Origin of the sequence: Ornithinimicrobium tianjinense (assembly GCF_014636495.1) — a bacterium.
Lineage (GTDB): Bacteria > Actinomycetota > Actinomycetes > Actinomycetales > Dermatophilaceae > Ornithinicoccus > Ornithinicoccus tianjinensis.
The window spans coordinates 1642023-1664496 of the sequence record NZ_BMEM01000001.1; the positions used below are offsets into that span (position 1 = coordinate 1642023).

The following is a 22474-nucleotide window of genomic DNA, read 5'->3' on the forward strand; positions in this document are numbered from 1 at the left end:
CGGCTCAGACGAGCGTCGCCTTGACCTCCGACACCCGCGCCAGCAGCCCGTTGACGAACTTGGGGCTGTCGTCGGTCGACATGGTCTCCACGAGCGCGACCGCCTCGGCGATCGCCACCTCGTCGGGCACCTGGTCGTTCCAGACGATCTCCCACGTCCCGAGCCGCAGCGCGGCGCGGTCCACGGCCGCCATCCGGCCCAGCGTCCAGCCCTGGGAGTAGGTGGTCAGCGTCTCGTCGATGGTGCTCCAGTGCGCCAGCACACCCCGGACCAGCTCGACGGCATACTCCGGGAGCGGGTGCTGGGTGGTGGGGGCGGCAAGCCGCTCCTCCAGCAGCGTGCCCACGTTGACGCCCCGCTGCTCGGCCTCGAAGAGCAGCTCCAGGGCACGCTTGCGTGCCTTGGTGCGGGCCGCCACCTCAGTTCACGCGGCCGAGGTAGGAGCCGTCGCGGGTGTCGACCTTGACCTTGGTGCCGGTCTCGAGGAACAGCGGGACCTGGATCTCGGCGCCCGTCTCGAGGGTGGCCGGCTTCGTGCCGCCGGTCGAGCGGTCGCCCTGCAGGCCGGGCTCGGTGTGGGTGATCTCCAGGACCACCGACGCGGGCAGCTCGACGTACAGCACCGCGCCCTCGTGCTGCGCGATCATCGCGCGGCCGTTCTCGAGGAGGTACTTCGCCGCGTCACCCATGGCCTCCGGCGAGACGTGGACCTGCTCGTAGGTCTTCTCGTCCATGAAGATGAAGTCGGTGCCGTCGTTGTAGAGGTACTGGAAGTCCGAGCGGTCGACCGTGGCGGTCTCGACCTTGGTGCCGGCGTTGAACGTCTTGTCGATGATCTTGCCGCTGGTGACGTTCTTGAGCTTGGTGCGCACGAACGCCGGGCCCTTGCCGGGCTTGACGTGCTGGAACTCCAGCACCTGCCACAGGCCGTTGTCCATGTCCAGGACAAGTCCGTTCTTCAGGTCGTTCGTCGTTGCCACGCTTCGTTCCTCCGGTATGCCGTGCGAGGTCGCGGAGTCGCCCGCGCCCAAAAACCTGGTCAAGTCTACCGGGGCGGGGCCGGTGCGCCCGCCACGCGCCGGACGCGCGCGGGAGCCGCTCAGCTCACGGCGGCGTGGGCAGAGCGCAGCAGCTCCTCGTCCGGACCCACCAGGCGGGTCGGGCGGGCCAGGCCCTCCAGCACGACGAAGCGGAGCGTGTCGCCCCGTGACTTCTTGTCCCGGCCCATCGCGGCGCGCAGGTCCGCCCAGCGGTCGGCGCCCCCTGGGTAGGCCGTGGGCAGGCCGAGCGCCCCCAGCACCGACCGGTGCCGCGCGAGGAGGTCGCCGTCGACGAGGCCCGCCCGGTGGGCCAGCTCGGCGACGAAGACCATGCCGACGGAGACCGCGTCGCCGTGCCGCCAGGTGTAACCCTCGATGAGCTCGACGGCGTGGCCGAAGGTGTGGCCGTAGTTGAGGATCTCCCGCAGGGAGGCCTCGCGCAGGTCGGCGGCGACGACGTCGGCCTTGACCTGGACGGCGCGCGCCACGAGCTCGACGGCGAGCTCGGGGTCGGCGGCGGGGTCGGCGGCCCGCTCGGGGTCGGCCTCGACGAGCTCGAGGATGACGGGGTCGGCGATGAAGCCGCACTTGACGACCTCCGCCAGGCCGGAGACGTAGTCGGCCCGGGACATGGTCCGCAGCCAGGCCGGGTCGCAGAGGACGGCGCGGGGCGGGTGGAAGGCACCGACGAGGTTCTTGCCCTCGCCGGTGTTGATGCCGGTCTTCCCGCCGACGGCCGCGTCGACGACGCCGAGCATGGAGGTCGGCAGCATGACCGAGTCGACACCGCGCAGCCAGGTCGCGGCCACGAAACCCGCGAGGTCGGTCACCGCTCCCCCGCCGACACCCACGACGAGGTCGTCCCGGGTGAAGCCCTCGCGGCCCAGCAGCGCCCACAGACCGGTGAGCACCTCGGCGGTCTTGGCCGCCTCGGCGTCGGGGACGGTCGTGGTGAGGACCCGGGCGCCGGCCGAACCGAGCGCCTCGACGGCGTCGGCCACCACCACCTCGCGGCCGGGCTGCGCGACGACGAGGACGCGCCGGCCAGGACGGACGTGCTCGGCGAGCCGGTCGAGCACGCCGGGTCCGACGTGCACGGCATACCCGGGCTGCCCTCCGACCTCCACGGTCCGGGTCGCGCTCACCCGGCCACCTCGAGGGCGGCGAGGACCTCGTCCGCGACCTGCTCGACGCTCTTGCCGCCGGTGTGCACCCGGACGGTGGCGAGCGCCTCGTAGGTCGGGCGGCGCGCGTCCATCAGGCGCGTCCAGGCCGCCCGGGGGTTGACCACGAGGAGCGGGCGGGAGGCGTCGAAGCCGACCCGGGAGGCGGCGTCGGCGATCGAGACGTCGAGGAAGACCACCCGGTGGCCACCCTCACGGAGCGCAGCCGCGACCTCGTCCTGCATGACGGCGCCGCCTCCGAGGGAGACGACGCCAGGCTCGTCCGCCAGCGCGCGCAGCACCTCGGCCCGCTCGAGGGCGCGGAAGGCGGCCTCGCCGTCCTGCACGAAGATGTCGCTGATCGTCCGACCCGCAGCGGCCTCCACGGCAGCGTCGGTGTCGTGGAGCGGCACGTCGAGGCGTCCGGCCAGGACCGCCCCCACGGACGACTTGCCGGCGCCCGGCGGGCCGACGAGGACCATGACCGGCGCGGTCACGCGTCCGCGCCCGTCGTCGCCGGGGTGCGGAGATGCTCGGGGACCGAGGCCAGGTAGGACGCGTGGTTGCGCGCGACCTCGGCCACGGAGTCCCCGCCGAACTTCTCCAGGACGGCCTCGGCCAGGACCAGCGCCACCATGGCCTCCGCCACGACACCGGCCGCCGGCACAGCGCACACGTCAGAGCGCTGGTGGATCGCCGTCGCCGCCTCCCCCGTGGTCGTGTCGACCGTGCGGAGAGCGCGGGGGACGGTGGAGATCGGCTTCATCGCGGCCCGCACCCTCAGCACCTCACCGGTGCTCATGCCGCCCTCGGTGCCGCCGCTGCGCAGCGTGGCGCGGCGGACCAGGCCGTCGGGCCCGGCGTCGAGCTCGTCGTGCGCCTGGCTGCCCCGTCGCGCTGCGGTGCGGAAGCCCTCACCGACCTCCACGCCCTTGATCGCCTGGATGCCCATGAGGGCAGCGGCCAGGCGTGCGTCGAGGCGGCGGTCCCAGTGCACGTGCGAGCCCAGGCCCGGCGGGAGGCCGTAGGCCAGGACCTCGACGACGCCGCCGAGGGTGTCGCCGTCCTTCTTGGCGGCGTCGATCTCGGCCACCATGGCGGCGGACAGGTCGGGGTCGAGCGTGCGCACCGGGTCGGCGTCCACGCGGTCGACGTCCTCCGGGCGCGGCAGGTCCGCCAGCGCCGGGGCGTCGGCGTCGGCACCAGGCACCCCGGCCCGGCCGATGCTGATCGTGTGGGAGACGAGGCGGACGCCCACGGCCTGCTCCAGGAAGGCTGCGGCGACCGCCCCGAGCGCGACCCGCGCCGCGGTCTCCCGGGCGCTGGCGCGCTCGAGGACCGGGCGGGCCTCGTCGAAGCCGTACTTCGTCATCCCCACCAGGTCGGCGTGCCCGGGCCGCGGCCGCGTCAGCGCCTTGTTGCGGGCGAGCTCCTGCGGCGCGCCGATGTCGTCGGCCCGGCGCAGCGCGTCGTCCTCGACCGGCTCCGGGCTCATCACGGCCTGCCACTTGGCCCACTCGGTGTTCTCGATCTGGAGGGCCAGCGGCGAGCCGAGGGTCAGTCCGTGCCGCATCCCGCCCAGGAAGCTGAGACGGTCCGCCTCGAAGGCCATCCTCGCTCCTCGGCCGTAGCCCAGGCGGCGGCGGGCCAGAGCCCCCTCGACGGCGGCCCGCTCGACGCGGACGCCGGCGGGGAGCCCTTCCATCACGGCGGTCAGGGCGGGGCCGTGGGACTCCCCGGCGGTCAACCAACGCAGCATGGCGGCGATTCTCCCACGGGCGCCCTCCGCCCTCGGCCACCCGCCCCCGGGGTCAGAAGAGGGACCCCAGCAGGCCGGGCGTCGCGAGCAGCCCGAGCAGGGCACCCACCATCATCGGCGGACCGTAGGCGAAGTGGCCCTCCCAGCGCACCCGCCGGCCGAGCAGCAGGACCACGGCGACGACGCCGCCGACGAGGAAACCGGCATACACGCCGCTGAGCGCCTCCGGCCACCCGAACCACCCGAGCGCGGCGCCGAGGACCACCGAGAGCTTGACGTCACCGAGGCCCAGCGCGAGCGACCCGCGTGCCAGCGAGAGCAGCGCGAGCGCGAGGTAGAAGCCGCCCGAGGCGACCCCGGCCAGGACCGAGCGCAGCCACGGGTCGAACCCGCCCCCGACGAGCGCCGCCAGCACCGTGCCGCCGGCGAGCAGACCCATAGTCGGCCACATGATGCGGTCGGGCAGACGGTGGACGTCCATGTCCATCGCCGCCAGGCACACGCAGGCGAGCACGACGAGGAGGAGCGTGGCGGTCAGCACACCGGCCACCCACGGCGTGGGCACCGCCTCGTCCTCGACGAACCAGACCCGCCAGACCACCAGCCCGGAGACCACCCCGAGCACGCCCGGCACCCACCAGCGCCCGCCCGGCAGCGGGTCGTCGAGCTCGTCCGGCTTGCGGTAGGTCGCCAACCTCAGCCAGCGCGCCACCGGGATCCCCAGGGCAGCCGCCACCAGCGCCACCAGCCACGGCACCCACACCTGTGCGTTCATGAGTCCTCCCCCGCGGCGATCAGCGCCGCCCGCATCGCCTCCACCGGCCCATCATGCCCGGTCATGAGCTCCACCTGGCGCACCGCCTGGTGCAGCAGCATGCCGGTGCCCCGCGCCACCGCGGGCGCTGCGGGCCCGAGCCGGCGCACGGCCCGCGCGAACGGTCCGGGCCAGGGCGCGTAGACCACGTCGAGGAGGACGGGCGCCAGGCCCGGCTCCCCCGGAACCACGTCGGGTGTGGCCGCGCCCGCGGGCAGGGTGGAGACCACGACGTCGGTATGCCGTCGGTCCAGCAGGAGCGGACCGTCCCCCAGGCGCACCACGGTGACGGGCAGCTGCAGACGTTCGACGAGTGCCGCGGTCTCGGGCCGCAGCCGGTCGCGCACAACCACGTGCACCTGCTCGGCACCGAGGGCGACCAGCGCCACCAGCGCGGACCGGGCCGTGGCGCCTCCTCCCAGGACCGTGGGCGTGCGGGCCGTGGTGGCGCCGGCCTCGACCAGCGCCGTGCGGAGCCCGTGGACGTCGGTGTTGTCGGCGCGCCACCCGTCCTCGCTGCGCACCAGGGTGTTGGCGGCTCCGGTGAGCTCGGCCTCCTCACCGCGGGCTCCGGCCAGCCCGAGCGCCTCCTCCTTGCCCGGCATGGTGACCGACAGGCCCACCCAGTCGGGGCCGAGCGCCTCGACGTGGGCGGCCAGGGCGCCGGCCCGCACCTCGTGCGCGTCGTAGGTCCAGCCGCTCAGCCCCAGGGCCGCGTAGGCGGCGCGGTGCAGCACCGGGGACAGCGAGTGCGCGACGGGTGAACCCACGACCCCCGCCCGGCGACCGGGCGGGGCGTCCGCGTCAGGCCCGTCGGGCGTCAGCACTGGTCAGGGTTGTCTTCGCACCACTGGAGGAAGAGCTCCTGGTTGGCCAGGTGCTCCTCGTAGGTCTCCGCGAAGTTCGTCTGGCCGGTGCTGGGGTCGATGGTGACGAAGTACAGCCACGGCCCGGGCTCGGGGTTCTGCGCCGCGCGGATGGCCTCCTCGCCCGGGTTGTTGATGGGGCCGGGGGGCAGGCCGGGGTACAGGTAGGTGTTGTAGGGGCTGTCCTCCTGGCGCTGCGCCTCGGTGGTGCCCGCCCGGCCACGCTCCTGGTGGATGTAGTGGATCGAGGAGTCCATCTGCAGCCGGCCGTTGGTCTCGGAGTTGCCGGGCAGAAGACGGTTCTCCACCACGCGCGCCACCTTGGGCAGGTCCTCGGCGAACATGCCCTCGCCCTGCACGATGCTCGCCTTAGTGATGACGTCGTGCAGCTCGGACTCCTCGATGCCCAGCTCCGCGTAGACCTTCTTGCCCTGGTCCACCATGGTCTGCAGCTGCTGCTGCGGTGTCGCGTCGGGCGGGAACTCGTAGGTGCTCGGGAAGAGGTAGCCCTCCAGCCTGCCGTCCGCGGCCTCGGGGAGGTCGAGGCTGGCCGGGTCGACAGCCTCGTAGTCGGACACCTCGTTGCCGGTCGCCTCGGCCAGCAGGGCGAAGGTCTCGCTGACCCACAGCCCCTCGCGGATGGTGACCCCGTTGATCTCCCTGTAGTTGCCGTCCAGCAGGCGGTCGAGCGCCGACGCCGAGCTCATGTGCTCGGCCATCCGGTAGGTGCCGGGCTGGATGCTCGCCGACCGTGGGTCCGCCTGGAGCACCGAGGTGAACGCGGTGACGGAGGCGACCACGTCGTTCTGCACGAGGATCTCGGCGATCTGGCCCCCGCCGGCCCCCTCCGGGATCTCCACGACGACCTCGCCGGTGCCGTTGCCGTCGTAGTCGTCGGCGGTCGGAGCGCCCCCGGAGATCTCCGGCAGCAGCCCACCCACGGAGGTGACGGCGTAGTAGCCCCCGACGACGAAGAGGCACCCGGCGAGGATGAGCGCGAGCACCTTCAGCACCGGGTTACGACGCTTGCGCCGGCGGGGCCGGAACATGCCGGGCTCGGGCTCGGGCGCCAGCATCTCGTCGGCCAGGGACTCGTCGTGGTCGGAGACGCGCCGGAGCCCGAGCACGTCGTCCTCGAACGTCGACCTCGCGGCCGGGCCGCGCACGTCGTGCTCGTCCCAGTCCTCGTGGGGAGGCTGACTCATGGGGGTCCTTTACGTGGTGGCAGGGCGCGGGCCACGGGGCTTGCGCTGCTTCAGGGGAACGCCGGGGGGACGACCGGCGCGTCGAGCGTCGAGCGCCGCCTGCAGGATCAGGACCGCTGCGGCCTGGTCGACGACGCTCCGCTGCCGACGACCCGGGACCCCGCTGCTGTGCAGGGCCCGGTGCGCGTCGACGGTGGTGAGCCGTTCGTCCCAGAGCCGCACCGGCACCTCCAGGCGCCGCTGCAACGACCTAGCGTAGTCACGCGCACGCTGCGCGGCCAAGCCTTCCTCGCCCGACAGCGAACGGGGCAGCCCCACCACGACCCCGACCGCCCGCCGCTCGCGCGCCTCCGCGGCGACCCTGTCCAGGTCGCTCCCGTGCTCGTCGTCACGCGCCAGCGTCTCCACCGGGGTGGCCAGCAGGCCGTCGGGATCGCTCGCGGCCAGGCCGACCCTGGCCTGCCCGACGTCGACGCCGAGCAGCACGCCGCGCAGTGGCGTGCCGCCCGGGGTCGGCGTCGGTCCGGTGTCCGTGGTCACCCGCGCAGGGCCTCCTCGACGGCGGCCAGGGCAGCTCCGGTCCGGGAGGCGTCCTGACCGCCGCCCTGGGCGAGGTCGTCCTTGCCGCCGCCACCGCCGCCGAGCGTCTGGGCCGCGACGCGGACGAGGGCTCCGGCCTTCACGCCGCGCCCGCGGGCCGCCTCGTTGGTGCCGACCACGACCACCGGCCGCCCGCCGGAGGACCCGGTGAGGGCGACGACGACGGGGCCGTCGTTGCCCAGGCGCGCCCGCAGGTCCGTGACGAGGGTGCGCAGGTCGTCAGCACCCGCGCCCTCGCCGAGGTCGTGGCCGAGGTAGCGGACGCCGGCCACGTCCCGCGCCTGCTCCAGGAGACCCGCCGCCGAGGCGAGCGCCTGCTGCGCCTTGGCCTTCGCGATCTCCCGCTCGGCGTCCTTGAGGCGCGCGACGAGCTGCCCGACGCGGTCGTGCAGCTCCTCGGGCCGGACCTTGAGGGTGTCGGTGAGCTGGTTGACGATGATGTTCTCGCGGGCGAGGTGCTGGTAGGCGTCCGCCCCCACGAGGGCCTCGACACGGCGCACGCCGGAGCCGATCGACGACTCGCCCATGAGCTTGACGAGCGAGAGCTGGGCGGAGTTGAGCACGTGGGTGCCACCGCACAGCTCCAGCGACCAGGGCCCGCCGACCGAGACGACCCGCACGATGTCCGGGTAGCGCTCGCCGAAGAGCGCCATGGCGCCCATCTCGCGCGCCTGGGCCAGCGGCATCTGCTCCGCCGTGACCTCCAGGTCGTCCATCAGCCGCTGGTTGACCCGCGCCTCGACGGCGGCGAGCTCGTCCGGGGACAGCGCACGCGTGGAGCGGAAGTCGAACCGCAGGCGTCCCGGCGCGTTCTCCGAGCCGGCCTGGGTGGCGGTGTCCCCCAGGGTCTCGCGCAGCACCTTGTGGACGAGGTGCGTGGCGGTGTGCGCACGCGAGACAGCCGCCCGCCGCAGCGTGTCGATCTGGGCGGTCGCGCCCTCGCCGACGGCGACCTCACCCTCGACGAGGCGGCCGCGGTGGACGATCAGGCCCGGCAGCGGCTTCTGGACGTCGGTGACCTCGATGACGGCGCCGCCGGCGAGGTGGATCCGCCCGTGGTCGGCCAGCTGGCCACCCGCCTCGGCGTAGAAGGGGGTGCTGCCCAGGACGATCTCGACCTCGGTGCCCCCGTGCTCGACGTCGTGCGGAGCGGCTGCGAGCCGGTCCACCTCCACGCCGCCGGAGAGCAGACCGACGACCGAGGCGTCGCCGGACATCGCGGCATACCCGGTGAACTCGGTCTGCCGGCCCAGCCGGTCGGCGATCCCGCGGTATGCCGTGGTGCCGCCGTGCCCGTGCTTCTTGGCCTTGGCGTCGGCCTTGGCGCGCTGGCGCTGCTCGGTCATGAGCCGGCGGAAGGCGTCCTCGTCGACCGTGAGGCCCTGCTCGGAGGCCATCTCGAGGGTGAGGTCGATCGGGAAGCCGTAGGTGTCGTGCAGCTGGAAGGCTTCCGCGCCGCCCAGGACGGTGGCCCCGGCCGTCTTGGCGCGGGCCACGGCGGTGTCCAGGATCGTGGTGCCGCTGGCGAGAGTGCGCCGGAAGGCGTCCTCCTCGGTGTAGGCGGTCTCGCTGATCCGCTTCCAGTCGCGCTCGAGCTCGGGGTAGGAGGCGCGCATGACGTCCTTGCTCACCGGCAGCAGCTCCGGGAGCGCAGCGAGGTCGGGGTCCACACCCAGCAGGCGCATGGAGCGCACCGCGCGGCGCAGCAGCCGGCGCAGGACGTAGCCCCGGCCCTCGTTGCCGGGGGTGACGCCGTCGCCCATGAGCATCAGGCCGGAGCGGACGTGGTCGGCGACCACGCGGAAACGCACGTCGTCCTCGTGGTTCACCCCATAGGAGCGGCCGGACAGCTCCTCGGCCCGCTCGATGACCGGGTAGACCTCGTCGATCTCGTAGAGGTTGTCCACGCCCTGGAGCAGGTACGCGACGCGCTCGAGGCCCATGCCGGTGTCGATGTTCTTGCGGGGCAGCTCGCCGGCGATGTCGAAGTCGACCTTGGAGCGGACCTCGGAGAGCTCCTCCTGCATGAAGACGAGGTTCCAGATCTCCAGGAACCGGTCCTCGTCGACCACCGGGCCACCGTCGGGCCCGTGCTCGGGACCACGGTCGATGTAGATCTCGCTGCACGGGCCGCCCGGGCCGGGCACCCCCATGTGCCAGTAGTTGTCGGCCAGCCCACGGCGCTGGATCCGCTCGTGCGGAAGGCCCGCCACGCGGTGCCAGAGGTCGGCGGCCTCGTCGTCGCCGTCCAGGACGGTCACCCAGACCGACTCGGGGTCGAAGCCCAGGAAGCCGTCGCGCTGGGAGCCGGTCACCAGCTCCCAGGCGTGGCTGATCGCTCCCTCCTTGAAGTAGTCGCCGAAGGAGAAGTTGCCGTTCATCTGGAAGAAGGTGCCGTGGCGGGTGGTCTTGCCCACCTCTTCGATGTCGAGGGTGCGCACGCACTTCTGGACGCTCGTCGCGCGGGGCCACGGCGCGGTCTGCTGCCCCAGGAAGTAGGGCTTGAACGGCACCATGCCGGCGTTGACGAACAGCAGGTTGGGGTCGTCGTAGACCAGCGGTGCGCTGGGCACCACCGTGTGGCCCTTGCTCTCGAAGAACGTCAGCCAACGACGGCGGATCTCGGCGGTTTCCATGGTCTCCTCATGACGTGCAGACGGACCTTCCTACTCTAGCCGCCGTCGCTGAGGACTCCCTGCGCGATCTTGACCAGGGAGTGTCGGAAAGCGGCCTGATCTCGTTGACAATGCCCACGGCTCGTCCTGTGGTCGCGGTCACACCTTCCGTCCGCGGATGATCCGCCGCAGCTCGCGCCAGCGGGCACCGAGGCGCTCCTCCCAGCCACGGCTCGTCGGCCGGTAGTAGTCGACGTCCGCCTCGAGCAGGTCGTCGGGCAGGAACTGCTGGGGCCCCACACCCGCCGGCTCGTCGTGGGTGTAGCGGTAGCCCTCGCCGTGCCCGAGGCGCGCGGCCCCCGCATACCCCGAGCCCCTCAGGTGGGCGGGCACGGGCCCGCCCCGTCCGGCCCGCACGTCCGCGACGGCGGCGTTGATGGCGGAGTATGCCGCGTTGGACTTGGGCGCGAGCGCGTTGTGCACCACGGCCTGGGCCAGGATGATGCGGGCCTCCGGCATGCCGATCTGGGCGACCGCATGCAGGGCCGCGACGGCGGTCTGCAAGGCCGTGGGGTCACCCATGCCGACGTCCTCGCTGGCGGCGATGACGATGCGCCGGGCGATGAACCGGGGGTCCTCCCCCGCCTCCAGCTGGCGGGCCAGGTAGTGGAGCGCTGCGTCGACGTCCGAACCCCGCATCGACTTGATGAAGGCGCTCGCGACGTCGTAGTGCTGGTCGCCCGCGCGGTCGTAGCGCACCGCGGCGTGCGCCACGGCCTGCTCGACGTGCGCGAGCGTGATGGTGAGCACCTCGTCCTCACGCCCGGCAGCACGGTCGTCGTCCGCCACGCCCGCGGCCGCCTCGAGCGTGGTGAGGGCCCTGCGGGCGTCGCCGCCGGCCATCCGCACCACGTGCTCCAGGCCCTCGTCCTCGAGCTCGAACCCGCCGGCGAGGCCGCGCTCGTCGGTGAGGGCACGTCCGACGAGCGCGCGCACGTCCTCGTCCGAGAGGGACGTGAGCGTGACCAGGACGGAGCGGGACAGCAGCGGGGCGATCACCGAGAATGACGGGTTCTCCGTCGTCGCCGCCACGAGGATGACCAGACGGTTCTCCACCCCGGGGAGGAGGGCGTCCTGCTGGGCCTTGGTGAACCGGTGGATCTCGTCGAGGAAGAGCACCGTCTGCCGCCCGTGGAGCTGACGCTCCTGGACGGCCTGCTCCATGACCGCCCGCACGTCCTTGACCCCGGCCGTGACGGCGGAGAGCTCGACGAACCGGCGGTCGGCCGCGGTCGCCACGAGGTGGGCCAGGGTGGTCTTTCCCGTCCCGGGCGGGCCCCAGAGGATCGCCGAGAGCGGGCCGGCGGCGCCCCCGGACCCCTCGATGAGGCGGCGCATGGGCGAGCCGGGCCGCAGCACGTCCTGCTGCCCGGCCACCTCCTCGAGGCTGCGCGGCCGCATCCGCACGGCGAGCGGCGGACGCAGGTCGCCGCCCGCCGGGACGTCCCCGGGGGCGCTGAAGAGGTCCGGACCAGCGCTCGACACGACGTCGAGGTTACCCGGCAGCACTCCACGGCCCGCCCGTCGCCGACTCGGGCTTCGTGACCTCTGGCCGCCGGACCCGGGACCTTCGTCCCTACTACATCTCGTCGTACATGCGTCACGATGGAGCCATCGACCCCGACACGTGGGGTCGGGGCCGGCCCTCCCGACCGACCCACCCACGAACCGGGCACCTGCCCGGAGGAGGATTCTCATGACACAGCGTCTGCGCCTCGTCGGGATCATGCTCATGGTCTTCGGCCTGGTCTTCCTCGGCGGCTCGGCCGTCGCGTTCTCCATGTACCAGGACGGCCGTCACTCGCTCCAGAGCTTCAGCGAGGTGCAGGGTGTCGAGCTCAGCTACAACGACCAGGGTCAGCTCGTCGACCGTGGCGACCCTGCGGCTGCCCAGGCGATCATGGACATGCTCGAGAACGAGTGGGGCTACCCCGTCTCCGACCGCGAGATGGACCCAGACGACCCGCTGGTGAACACCGCGAGCGAGTACATGTACCAGATGGCCACGATCACCAGCCACGTCATCCACGGCACCACCCCGATCACCCTGACCGAGGACATGCTGGTCGACGCTGACGGCAAGGCCCTGACCGAGCTCACGGTCAACGGCGAGACCGTGCCCGTCCCCGACCCGTTCCCGGCCGACGGCTGGACCGTGGAGTACGAGAACGGTGGCAAGTACTGGAACGACTTCGACCGCACCAACCCGGCCGACGCCGCCGCCCGTCCGCTGATCTGGACCGGCACCGTCCACGGCCTGACCGGTGAGCTCGGCGTCGGCACCGTCACCGCCTCCGCCCTCAAGCTGGCCCTGGCCCTCGTCGCCCTCCTCGCGGGCCTCGGAGTCATCAACCTGCTGACCGGCGCCGGCCTCTACTGGGCCGCCGGCCCGCGCAAGGCCGCCGGCCTGGCCCCCGCGCCCGTCGAGCAGCCTGAGCTCGAGCGCATCGGCTGACGCACCACCCCACGACCGGGCCCGGCATCCCTGCCGGGCCCGGTCCTCTGCGCGCCGACCCGCCCGCCCACTGCACCTTCGGGCCGCGGGGAGCGACATACAGGTGTCTCCTGCCGCGGGCCCGCCGGGCCGTGCGCCGGTCAGGGCAGTCGGAAGGTCTCCCATGCACCCTCTCTCGCGCACCAGCGCCGCGCTCGCCTCGCTGGCCCTCGTCACCATGACCGCGTCGGCCGCGGTCGCCTCTCCCCCGCGGATGTACCACTCCGTCTCGGTCGAGTCCGCCTCCTTCGACTCCGTGCGGGTGGACGGGTGCCTCCAGACCGAGATCTTCGCCGCCGCCACGACCGGACACTGGGCCGGCCGGCACGGACCCTCGGTCCGTCAGCAGGGCCCGACCTCGGTCTTCGTCCGCGTCACCGACCTCTGCGCCAGCCCTGCGGGGATCACCGCGGCCGCCGGCCCCCGCGGCGCCGTCGTCCTCCAGGTCGAGGCGACCTCGATGGACGTCGGGCTGCGCACCGACCAGCACCTCAGGTCCGCCGTCGCGTCGGGGGCCCTGGAGGGGACCGACCAGGACGGAGCGCCCGTCCAGGTCGGGATGGACGTGCACTGGACGGCCGCCGGACCGCTCGAGCACTCCACCCTCGCCCACCACACGCGACTGCCGGAGGGCCAGGTGACGGCCGCCGACAACGCCTGGCGGCGTGCCGCCACCGCCACAGCGACCGTCACCCTCGACGGCCGGGTGCTGACCGGCACCGATGAGGACTCGGCCGTCGAGCGCGTCAAGAGCCACTGCATCGAGGTGCCGACGGGGCGCTTCCCCCCGGAGGACTTCTACCCGTGCTTCGGCTTCCCCGGCTGACGACCTCACCGGGGCGCTGACCTAGCCTTGGGCGGTCCGCCCGACCGATCCGAGGAGACACCGCGTGAGGGCTGCGAGCCTGGTGCCGGTCAACTACGCCGAGCTGCGCGCCGCCGCACCTGCCGACCCGTGGCTGCGGTGGGCTCTCTCCGACCCCCTCCCGGGCGGTGCCGTGCTCGTCGACGGCGTCGCGGTCGTGCAGCGGCGGGGTGGGCGGTCGGGTGGGCGGTCCGGCCTGTGGGTCCTGCCGCTGCGACCTGGTATGCCGTCCGGGCGGCTCCCGTCCGACCTCGGCGAGGAGGCGGCCCGGGTGGCGTCAGCCCTGCGGGCCGTGCGGGGGGCCGGGCTGATCGAGACCTGGGGCGCCGGGTCGGCGTCGGTGCCCCAGGAGCACGCGGGGACCGCGCACGCAGAGCTGCCGCTGACACGACGGCGGCGACTGGGACTGGATGTGGACCACGGCCGCTCCCCCGGTCCGCCCCGAGGAGGAGCGGCTGGTCCTGCTCGACGACCGGGCCGATGCGCAAGAGCTGCTCGCCTTCGCCCACGCCCACAACCCGAGGGTGTGGACCCGCATCGGCGACGGCGAGGTGGTGCGCTGGCTGGGGGTCCGCGACGCGGCGGGGCAGCTCCTGGCCGTGGGTGGCGCCGAGCAGGAAGGGTCCGGCGTCCCCCATCTCGCCGGGATCCTCACGGCGACGCACGCCCGCGGCCAGGGCTGGGGCGAGACGGTGACCGCAGCTCTGACGCGCTGGTCGGTGGCCGAGCACGGCGTCTGCACCCTCGGGATGTTCTCCGACAACGACGTCGCCCGCCGGATCTACGGGCGCCTGGGCTACCGCACGGCCCGCGCGTGGCACTCCCGGCAGCTCCTGCCCTGAGCGACCTGCCGCAGGTCACCCCGTTCCCTCGCGCACGTGCCCTTCCCGAACCGCCGAGAGGCCCACGTCGGTCGCATCCCGGGCCCGGGTGCGACGGACCTGGGCCTCTCGGCACATCCGGTCGGCGTCAGCTCTGCGTCGGGCTCACGTCGTCGGCCCCCTGCGGGGCCGGAGCGTCGGCGGCCGGCTTCGCGTCGACCCCCGCCTCCTTGCGCTGCTCGGGCGTGATGGGGGCCGGCGCCGCCGTCAGCGGGTCGAATCCGCCGCCCGACTTGGGGAAGGCGATGACGTCCCGGATGGAGTCGGTGCCCGCGAGGAGCGCGACGATCCGGTCCCATCCGAAGGCGATCCCGCCGTGCGGCGGGGCCCCGAACTTGAACGCCTCGAGGAGGAAGCCGAACTTCTCCTCCGCCTGCTCCGGGGTCAGGCCCATGATCGCGAAGACGCGCTCCTGGATGTCACGGCGGTGGATACGGATCGACCCGCCACCGATCTCGTTGCCGTTGCAGACCAGGTCGTAGGCATACGCCAGGGCCGCGCCGGGGTCCGACTCGAGGGAGTCGACATACTGCGCCTGGGGCGAGGTGAAGGCGTGGTGGACCGCGGTCCAGGCCCCCGCGCCCACCGCGACGTCGCCCGCGGCGACGGCGTCACCGGCCGGCTCGAAGAGCGGCGCGTCGACGACCCAGAGGAAGCTCCAGGCGGACTCGTCGATCAGGCCGACCCGCCTGCCGATCTCCAGGCGGGCGGCACCGAGCAGGGCCCGGGAGGCCTTGACGGGGCCGGCGGCGAAGAAGATCGCGTCGCCCGGGGCGGCCCCGACGTGCGCGGCCAGCCCGGCCTTCTCCTCCTCGGAGATGTTCTTGGCGACCGGGCCACCGAGCTCCCCGTCCTCACCGACGGTGACATAGGCCAGGCCCTTGGCGCCGCGCTGCTTGGCCCACTCCTGCCACGCGTCGAACTGGCGGCGCGGCTGGCTGCCGCCGCCCGGCATGACCACCGCGCCGACATACTCCGCCTGGAAGACGCGGAAGGGCGTCCCCGCGAAGAACTCGGTGCACTCGGTCAGCTCGAGCTCGAAGCGCAGGTCCGGCTTGTCCGAGCCGTAGCGCGCCATCGCCTCGGCGTAGGTCATCCGCGGGAACGGGGTCGTCAGCTCGATGCCCTTGACCGCCCAGACGGCCTTGGCGATCGCCTCGCCGAGCTCGATGACGTCGTCCTGCTCGACGAAGCTCATCTCGATGTCCAGCTGGGTGAACTCGGGCTGGCGGTCGGCGCGGAAGTCCTCGTCGCGGTAGCAGCGGGCGATCTGGTAGTAGCGCTCCAGCCCTGCGACCATGAGGAGCTGCTTGAACAGCTGCGGGCTCTGCGGCAGGGCGTACCAGCTGCCGGGCTGCAGGCGCGCCGGCACCAGGAAGTCACGGGCACCCTCGGGCGTCGAGCGGGTCAGGGTCGGCGTCTCGATCTCGACGAAGCCGCGCTCGTCCAGCAGGTCGCGGGCCGCCTTGTTGACCTTGGAGCGCAGCCGCAGGTTGGCGCCCGCGGCGTTGTGACCGGGGCGGCGCAGGTCGAGATAACGGTGCCGCAGGCGCGCCTCCTCGCCGACCGTGACGCGCTCGTCGATCTGGAAGGGCAGCGGCGCGGACTCGCTGAGCACCTCGATCTCGGTCGCCACCACGTCGATCCCGCCGGTGGGCAGGTCGGGGTTGACGTCCTTCTCGGCGCGCGCGGTGACCTCGCCGGTCACCCGCACGCAGTACTCGTTGCGCAGGTCGTGGGCGCTGCCCGTGAGCACCTCGTCGCGGGCGACGACCTGGACGATGCCGCTGGCGTCGCGCAGGTCGATGAAGGCGACGCCTCCGTGGTCGCGGCGACGGGCCACCCAGCCGGTGAGGGTGACGGTGGTGCCGACGTGCTCGGGACGCAGCGTCCCGGACTCGTGCGTGCGAAGCATGATGAGTCTCTCCTCTTTCGGTCATGTCCCGAAAGGGCGGCTGCCCGATCGGGAGGCAGCCCAGGAGGTGTGGGCGGGGGCCAGGTCGCGGTGCCACCACACCTTCGCCAGGATCCGTCGTGCGCGCCCTGGCCTCTCGTCGGTCCGCCGCACGCGCGGTGCGCGGCTGAGGTCGCTCCGGTATGCCGTGAGCCTCACCTCTGGCAGGTCGTCACTCCGCCCCGCGCACGTCGCACAGTCTAGGCGAGGTGCAGGCCCGGGCTGCCCTGAGTCCGGGACGAAGCTAGGGGCGCAGGCGGTCCAGGGCAAGGACGGCGATGATCAACGCCCCGTTGCGGACCTGTCCGCCCAGCACGGCGGCGACGGCGTCCTCCAGGGAGACCCAGCCGCACGGCATACCGGCCTCCTCGTGCTCGCGCTCGTGCCGGTCCGCCTCGGGGACGTCCGCGAGGTCGGTCGCCAGGTAGACGGTGATGACCTCGTCCAGCCCACCGGGCGACGGCGTGAACGAGACGAGCTCCTCCCACGTCCCCGCCACGAGGTCCGCCTCCTCGGCGAGCTCGCGCCGCGCCGCGACGAGGGGGTCCTCACCCGGCACGTCGAGCAGGCCGGCCGGGATCTCCCAGTCGTGCGCGCGGACGGGGTGGCGGTACTGCTGGATGACGAAGATCTCCGGCAGCTCACGATCCGTCCGCAGCGCGACGACCCCGACGGCGCCCGTGTGCGCGACATACTCCCGCACGACCTCCGTGTCCACGCCCGAGCCCACCAGCCGCAGGGTGTCGCGCCTGACGTCCCAGACCCGCCCCTCGAGGGCGACCTCGGACCGGAGGACCGGCGCCGCCTCGTGGCGGTCCCGCAGGTCGGCCGCGGTCAGGCGGGGTGCGTCGAGGGTCATGGGGTATGCCGTGGGCGCGCGCCTCAGGCGGTCGGCAGCTCGTGGAGGTGCTGGCGGGCGTCCACCTCGACGAGGCGCTGGCTGCGCTGGCGCTCGAGCGCCGCCTCGACCAGACCGGCGAACATCGGGTGCGCGTGGTCCGGGCGCGACTTGAACTCGGGGTGCGCCTGGGTCGCCACGAAGTAGGGGTGGACGTCCTTGGGCAGCTCGACGAACTCGACCAGCGAGCCGTCGGGCGAGGTGCCGCTGATCACGAGGCCGGCCTCGGTGAGCTGGTCGCGGTAGGCGTTGTTGACCTCGTAGCGGTGGCGGTGCCGCTCGGTCACGCTCGTCGAGCCGTAGAGCGCGGCCAGGACCGACCCCTCGGTGAGGGCGGCCTCGTAGGTGCCCAGGCGCATGGTGCCGCCCAGGTCGCCCGCACCCTCGACGAACGCCTTCTGCTCCTCCATGGTCGCGATGACCGGGGCCGGCGACTGCGGGTCGAACTCGGTGGAACTGGCGCCCTCGATCCCGGCGACGTTGCGGGCGTACTCGATCACCATGGCCTGCAGGCCCAGGCAGATGCCGAGCGTGGGGACCCCGCGCTCGCGGGCCCAGCGCAGAGCGCCGATCTTGCCCTCGATGCCGCGCACGCCGAAGCCGCCGGGGATCAGGATCGCGTCCGCGCCGCCGAGCGCCCTGCTGGCCCCCGCCTCGGTCTGGCACTCGTCGGAGGCGACCCAGCGGATGTGGACCTTCGCGTCGTGACGGAATCCGCCGGCCCGCATCGCCTCGGTGACCGACAGGTAGGCGTCGGGCAGGTCGACGTACTTGCCGACCAGCGCGATCTCGACCTGGTGCTCGGGCTCGTGGACACGCTCGAGCAGCGCGTCCCAGGCCGACCAGTCGACGTCGCGGAAGGAGACGCCGAGGTGCCGCACGACATACGCGTCGAGCATCTCGCGGTGCAGGACCTTGGGGATGTCGTAGATGCTCGGGGCGTCGATGCAGGCCGCGACCGCCTCGGCGTCGACGTCGCACATCGCGGAGATCTTGCGCTTGATCCCCTCGGGGATCTCGCGGTCGGCGCGCAGCACGAGGGCGTCGGGGGTGATGCCGACCTGGCGCAGCGCGGCGACGGAGTGCTGGGTGGGCTTGGTCTTCAGCTCGCCGCTGGGCGCCAGGTAGGGCACGAGCGAGACGTGCAGGAAGAAGCAGTTGGCCCGCCCGATGTCCTGCCGGACCTGGCGCGCGGCCTCGAGGAAGGGCAGCGACTCGATGTCGCCGACCGTGCCGCCGATCTCGGTGATGATGATGTCGGGGCGCTCGCCGTCACCGGCGTTGGCCGCGGCGCGCATCCGCGCCTTGATCTCGTTGGTGATGTGCGGGATGACCTGGACGGTGTCGCCGAGGTACTCCCCGCGCCGCTCGCGCGCGATGACGTCGTTGTAGACCTGACCGGTCGTGACGTTGGAGCGGCCCGAGAGGTTGACGTTGAGGAAGCGCTCGTAGTGGCCGATGTCCAGGTCGCACTCGGCGCCGTCCTCGGTGACGAACACCTCGCCGTGCTGGAACGGGTTCATCGTCCCCGGGTCGACGTTGATGTAGGGGTCGAGCTTCTGCATCGTCACCCGCAGCCCACGGCTCCTGAGCAGGAATCCGAGGCTGGAGGCCGTCAGGCCCTTGCCGAGCGAGGAGGCCACGCCCCCGGTCACAAAGATGTGCTTCGTCGTGTCCGCCACGGGCTCTCAGTCTACGTCATTCCCGAGGTATGCCGTGAATGCCGCCTCCAGCGCGTCGTCCTCGGTGGGCAGCTGCGCGGACCGCGCCAGCGCCCGTCGGCGCAGGTCGGCCCGCAGGATCGTGTCCGCCAGCACCCGACCCACCTGCTCGGCGACCTGTGCCGGACCGGCGTCGACGGGCAGGAGCACGGCGGCGTCGGCGACGACCTGCGCAGTGCCTCCCACGTCGGTGGCCACCACCGCCGCCCCCTGCTGGAGCGCCTCCTGCAGCCACACCGGCTGCCCCTCCCACCGGGCGGTCGACAGGACGACGTCAGCGGCGGCGAGCAGCGCCGGCACGTCGTGACGGTGACCCAACAGGTGCACGCGGGAGCCCGCTCGGGCGGCGACCGCCTCGAGCTCGGCCCGACCGGGTCCGTCGCCGGCGATCACCAGGTGCGGGGCCGCCGCGTGGGCGTCGCCGAGGAGATGGGCGTGAGCGAGCAGGTGGGCGTGCGCCTGGACGGCCAGGTCCAGGCGCTTCTGCGGCGCGAGCCGTCCGACCGCGAGGACGACGCGCTCCCCCGGCCCCAGGCCCAGCTCGTCGGCCAGGTCACGCCGCGCGGCCTGCACGTCCAGGCGCTCGGCCCTCGCCGCGGGCACGACCGCGAGAGCGGTGCGCGTGGCACCCGCCGACCTCGCCCGGACGATCAGGTCGGGCGACACCGCCAGCACGAGGTCGGCCCCTCTCGCGACGACGGCCTCGAGAAGGGCGTACACCACCCTCGCGGCCCGTCCCTCCGGAGGGGCGTTGTGGCTGGTGACGACGAGCCGGGGGCGGCGCCGCCGCCCGAGGGAGGCGCGTGCGGCGACGGCGAGCGCTCCGGCCCGCAGGCCGTGGGCGTGGACGACGTCGGCGCGGGTCATGGCGCGACGCAGGGTCGCGACCGCACGCAGGTCTCCGGCCGGGTCCGGACGCGTGCCCGTGGACAGGTCGATGACGTCACGGCCGAAGGCGAACCGCTGGGCGACGGCGCCCGGGCAGGCGACCACCGGGTCGTGCCCGCGGGCCGCGAGCCCTCGGACCAACATCTCGACGTGCCTGCCGACCCCGCCGGCCACAACACCGGTCACGAGCAGGACCCTCATCGGGACAGCCTCCCGGAGACCACGCGCCACTGCTGCGGGGCGGCCAGCCGCAGACCGCCCGCGGCACCCGCCAGGACCAGGCCTCCACCCCCGGCGGCGACGAGCACCAGCGGCCACCAGGCGGAGACGTCGGTCGGCAGCAGCTGCTCGCGCAGCAGCACACCGGTCAGGGCCCCTGCGAGACAGCCCGCGGCCGCGCGCCCGAGCCCGGCGGTGGCTGCCGGCCCCCAGACCCCCCTGACCTCACGCACCAGCAGCAGTCCCGCAACGGTCATCCCCACCGATGAGCCTGCTGCGAGCCAGGCCAGCGTCGTCCCGACGTCCGCACCGCGCCCGACCACGAGGAGGGGCACGAGGGCGGCCACGCCCCAGCCCGCCGCCGTGGCGGCGGCGGCGCGCCGCGGCGAGCCCACGGCATACAGGGCCCGCGTGCCGACGGCGAGCACCGCGAAGCCGAGCAGGCCGGGCGCCAGGAGGGCCACGGTGAGCGGCAGGGACTCCAGCGCGCGCCGCCCCGCGCCGCCCGAGCCGGCGTCGAGCAGGACGAAGAGGGCACCGACCTCGCGCCGGACGGCGACCAGCGCCACCGCGGCGGCCAGCGAGGCGACCACCGCACCGAGGAGCGCACCCCGCAGGACGCGGACCGCCTCGGCGCCACCACCGGCGAGTCGGGGGAAGGCGGCCGTGGCGAGGGGGACGACGAGGACGGCGTAGGGCAGCAGGTAGGCGGTCTGCGCGTAGGTCCACACGGTGATGCCGGCGACACCGGTCGCGGCGTTGGTCAGCAGGAGCACGACGACCGACGTCAGCTGCTGCGCCGCCACGGCCGCCACACCCGCGACCACGAGCGCTCCAGCCCGCCGCCCGGTGCCGTCCGGGAAGCGCCAGGTCGGGCGCCAGCGCACACCCAGCCGCGCGGCAGGCACCAGGAGCGGGAGGCTGAGGGCCACCACTCCGACGGTGGTGCCGCCGGCCAGCAGCCACAGCGCCGCCGCCGGCAGCTGCTGGAGGGGGACGGTGGGGTCGTAGGCGGCGCCGAAGCCGAGGTAGACACCGATGACGACCACGCTGGACAGCAGGGGCGCGACGGCCGCCGCGAGGAAGCGGCGGTGAGCCTGGAGCACGCCGGCCAGGACGATCCCGATCCCGTAGAGCACCACCTGAGGGGCGAAGAGCAGGAGCATGAGCCGCCCCGCCGCGTGCATCGCGGCGGGGTCGCAGCCCGCCGTGTCGCCGAGGAGCCAGACGGTGATGGGCCCGGCAGCCAGGGCGACGAGGGCTGCGAGCGGCAGCAGGACGGTCAGGCTCCAGGTCGCCAGCGCGCTGGCGGTGCGGTCGGCGGCGTCCTCGTCCCCCCGCTGCAGGTGGGCCGCCACCAGCGGCACCGCCACAGCCGCCAGCGCTCCGCCGGCCGCCACCTCGAAGAGCACGTTGGGCACCGTGTTGGCCGTGGTGTAGACCTGCCCGACGCAGGTGGCGCCCACCGCGTGGGAGAAGACGAACCAGCGGACGAGGCCGACAGCCCGGGCGGCCAGGGTGACGGCAGCGACGAGCGCGGCAGCGCCGACGAGCCCGCCGGTCCCCAGGCGGGCGCTGGGCGACGGGCCGGCCCCGGTCACGTGCGTCGGCCCCAGCGGTCGAGGGCGCGCAGGGCCGGCGTCTCGTCGATGACGCGGCTGAAGCTGACCTTCTCGCTCACCAGCACGAGTCCCGCCACGACGGTGAGGGCGAGGATCCGGCCGCGTGGTCCGAGCGACTGCGCGGCCGCCAGACCCACGGCCGCCCCGAGCGGGTTGGCTCCGGTGTCTCCGAGCATCGACACCCCGCGCAGGTCGCCCGGCAGGACCGCCAGGCCCGCCCCGGCGACGGTGGCCGCGGCGGGCCGCCCGGCGAGCAGGGCCGGTATGCCGCTCGCCAGCGCCACCTTGAGGGCTCGCCCGGGGCGGAGGTCGAAGAGGTTGGCCAGGTTGGCCGAGCCGGCGACGAGCGCCGCTCCGGTGAGCGTCGGGCCGAGCGTGCTGCGCGTGCTGCGCGTTCCGCCGTGGGGGTGGCGCGTCCCGGCGCCGCGGCGGTCCGACCAGGCGCACGCAACGAGGCCGGTCGCGCCGAGGACGGCGATCTTGAGCACGCCGGTGGTGACCCTGCCCTGCCGCAGCGCCGCGAGGTGACCGCGCAGTCCCTTGGCCGACGCACCGCCGGCCAGGTCGTCGACCGCTCCCGCCACGGCTGCACCGGCCACGGCCAGGGCGGCCGGCGGGTCCAGCACCAGCAGCGGGACCGTGGTCCCCGCCGCCAGGGCGAGCCCCTCGGTCAGGGTCACCGACTCACCCTGGTGGTTGGTGCGGACCCATCGCTCGCCGCCCCAGGGCAGGCGGCCGGTCCGGTCCAGCGACGTCACGCCACGGGCGAGAGCGGCTGCGGCGAGGGCCGTCGTCACCGTCCGGCCCACG

20 protein-coding genes are annotated in these 22474 nt (G+C 73.7%); 3 read left to right on the plus strand and 17 right to left on the minus strand.

Annotated elements, in window-relative coordinates; genetic code table 11:
• Positions 1–4: 4 nt before the first annotated feature.
• From nusB to IEV65_RS07735, 11 genes are all read right to left on the minus strand, one after another.
• Positions 5–418 (minus strand): transcription antitermination factor NusB, encoded by a 414-nt coding sequence (gene nusB / locus IEV65_RS07685; RefSeq protein WP_188429281.1) that lies wholly within the window; start codon positions 416–418, stop codon positions 5–7.
• A gap of 1 nt (position 419) precedes the next feature.
• The gene (efp, locus tag IEV65_RS07690) at positions 420–980 is read right to left on the minus strand and encodes an elongation factor P (protein ID WP_188429282.1); all 561 of its coding nucleotides are present in this window, start codon (positions 978–980) and stop codon (positions 420–422) included.
• Positions 981–1099: 119 nt separating this feature from the next.
• Positions 1100–2185, minus strand: coding sequence for a 3-dehydroquinate synthase (aroB, locus tag IEV65_RS07695; protein ID WP_188429283.1), 1086 nt, complete (start codon positions 2183–2185; stop codon positions 1100–1102).
• Positions 2182–2685: a shikimate kinase gene (locus IEV65_RS07700; RefSeq protein ID WP_188429600.1), complete on the minus strand. Its 504-nt coding sequence runs from the start codon at positions 2683–2685 to the stop codon at positions 2182–2184. Before IEV65_RS07700 ends, aroB begins: the two co-directional genes overlap by 4 nt.
• Before the next feature lie 11 nt (positions 2686–2696).
• Positions 2697–3962, minus strand: a complete 1266-nt coding sequence (gene aroC / locus IEV65_RS07705; protein ID WP_188429284.1) for a chorismate synthase — start codon at positions 3960–3962, stop codon at positions 2697–2699.
• A gap of 52 nt (positions 3963–4014) precedes the next feature.
• Complete coding sequence (locus IEV65_RS07710) at positions 4015–4737, minus strand: prepilin peptidase (RefSeq protein WP_188429285.1); 723 nt, start codon at positions 4735–4737, stop codon at positions 4015–4017.
• Positions 4734–5603, minus strand: a complete 870-nt coding sequence (locus tag IEV65_RS07715) for a shikimate dehydrogenase (RefSeq protein WP_308642564.1) — start codon at positions 5601–5603, stop codon at positions 4734–4736. Before IEV65_RS07715 ends, IEV65_RS07710 begins: the two co-directional genes overlap by 4 nt.
• Positions 5597–6847 (minus strand): endolytic transglycosylase MltG, encoded by a 1251-nt coding sequence (mltG, locus tag IEV65_RS07720; protein WP_188429286.1) that lies wholly within the window; start codon positions 6845–6847, stop codon positions 5597–5599. Before mltG ends, IEV65_RS07715 begins: the two co-directional genes overlap by 7 nt.
• A gap of 9 nt (positions 6848–6856) precedes the next feature.
• Complete coding sequence (ruvX, locus tag IEV65_RS07725; protein WP_229735018.1) at positions 6857–7387, minus strand: Holliday junction resolvase RuvX; 531 nt, start codon at positions 7385–7387, stop codon at positions 6857–6859.
• Complete coding sequence (gene alaS / locus IEV65_RS07730) at positions 7384–10083, minus strand: alanine--tRNA ligase (RefSeq protein WP_188429287.1); 2700 nt, start codon at positions 10081–10083, stop codon at positions 7384–7386. The genes ruvX and alaS overlap by 4 nt, the downstream gene beginning before the upstream one ends.
• A 138-nt stretch (positions 10084–10221) precedes the next feature.
• Positions 10222–11607, minus strand: coding sequence for a replication-associated recombination protein A (locus IEV65_RS07735; protein ID WP_371870155.1), 1386 nt, complete (start codon positions 11605–11607; stop codon positions 10222–10224).
• 211 nt (positions 11608–11818) lie between these two features.
• Here IEV65_RS07735 and IEV65_RS07740 point away from each other — a divergent pair, with 211 nt between their 5' ends.
• The 3 genes from IEV65_RS07740 to IEV65_RS07750 all read left to right on the plus strand — a co-directional run bounded on the left by IEV65_RS07740 (position 11819) and on the right by IEV65_RS07750 (position 14323).
• Positions 11819–12577, plus strand: coding sequence for a hypothetical protein (locus tag IEV65_RS07740; RefSeq protein WP_188429288.1), 759 nt, complete (start codon positions 11819–11821; stop codon positions 12575–12577).
• A 163-nt stretch (positions 12578–12740) separates the two neighbouring features.
• Complete coding sequence (locus IEV65_RS07745) at positions 12741–13442, plus strand: hypothetical protein (RefSeq protein ID WP_188429289.1); 702 nt, start codon at positions 12741–12743, stop codon at positions 13440–13442.
• Between the two features lie 449 nt (positions 13443–13891).
• Complete coding sequence (locus IEV65_RS07750; protein ID WP_188429290.1) at positions 13892–14323, plus strand: GNAT family N-acetyltransferase; 432 nt, start codon at positions 13892–13894, stop codon at positions 14321–14323.
• Positions 14324–14450: 127 nt separating this feature from the next.
• Here IEV65_RS07750 and aspS read toward each other — a convergent pair whose 3' ends face one another.
• The 6 genes from aspS to IEV65_RS07780 all read right to left on the minus strand — a co-directional run bounded on the left by aspS (position 14451) and on the right by IEV65_RS07780 (position 22461).
• Positions 14451–16277, minus strand: a complete 1827-nt coding sequence (gene aspS, locus IEV65_RS07755; protein WP_188429291.1) for an aspartate--tRNA ligase — start codon at positions 16275–16277, stop codon at positions 14451–14453.
• Positions 16278–16560: 283 nt separating this feature from the next.
• Entirely contained in the window at positions 16561–17175 is a 615-nt protein-coding gene (locus tag IEV65_RS07760) for an NUDIX domain-containing protein (RefSeq protein ID WP_188429292.1), read from the minus strand.
• Positions 17176–17198: 23 nt separating this feature from the next.
• The gene (gene pyrG / locus IEV65_RS07765) at positions 17199–18896 is read right to left on the minus strand and encodes a CTP synthase (RefSeq protein ID WP_188429293.1); all 1698 of its coding nucleotides are present in this window, start codon (positions 18894–18896) and stop codon (positions 17199–17201) included.
• A gap of 6 nt (positions 18897–18902) precedes the next feature.
• Positions 18903–20024, minus strand: a complete 1122-nt coding sequence (locus IEV65_RS07770) for a glycosyltransferase (RefSeq protein WP_188429294.1) — start codon at positions 20022–20024, stop codon at positions 18903–18905.
• A complete protein-coding gene (locus IEV65_RS07775) occupies positions 20021–21643 on the minus strand; it encodes a lipid II flippase MurJ (protein ID WP_188429295.1) in 1623 nt (540 codons plus the stop codon). Before IEV65_RS07775 ends, IEV65_RS07770 begins: the two co-directional genes overlap by 4 nt.
• Complete coding sequence (locus IEV65_RS07780) at positions 21640–22461, minus strand: hypothetical protein (RefSeq protein ID WP_229735019.1); 822 nt, start codon at positions 22459–22461, stop codon at positions 21640–21642. The genes IEV65_RS07775 and IEV65_RS07780 overlap by 4 nt, the downstream gene beginning before the upstream one ends.
• Positions 22462–22474 lie beyond the last annotated feature (13 nt).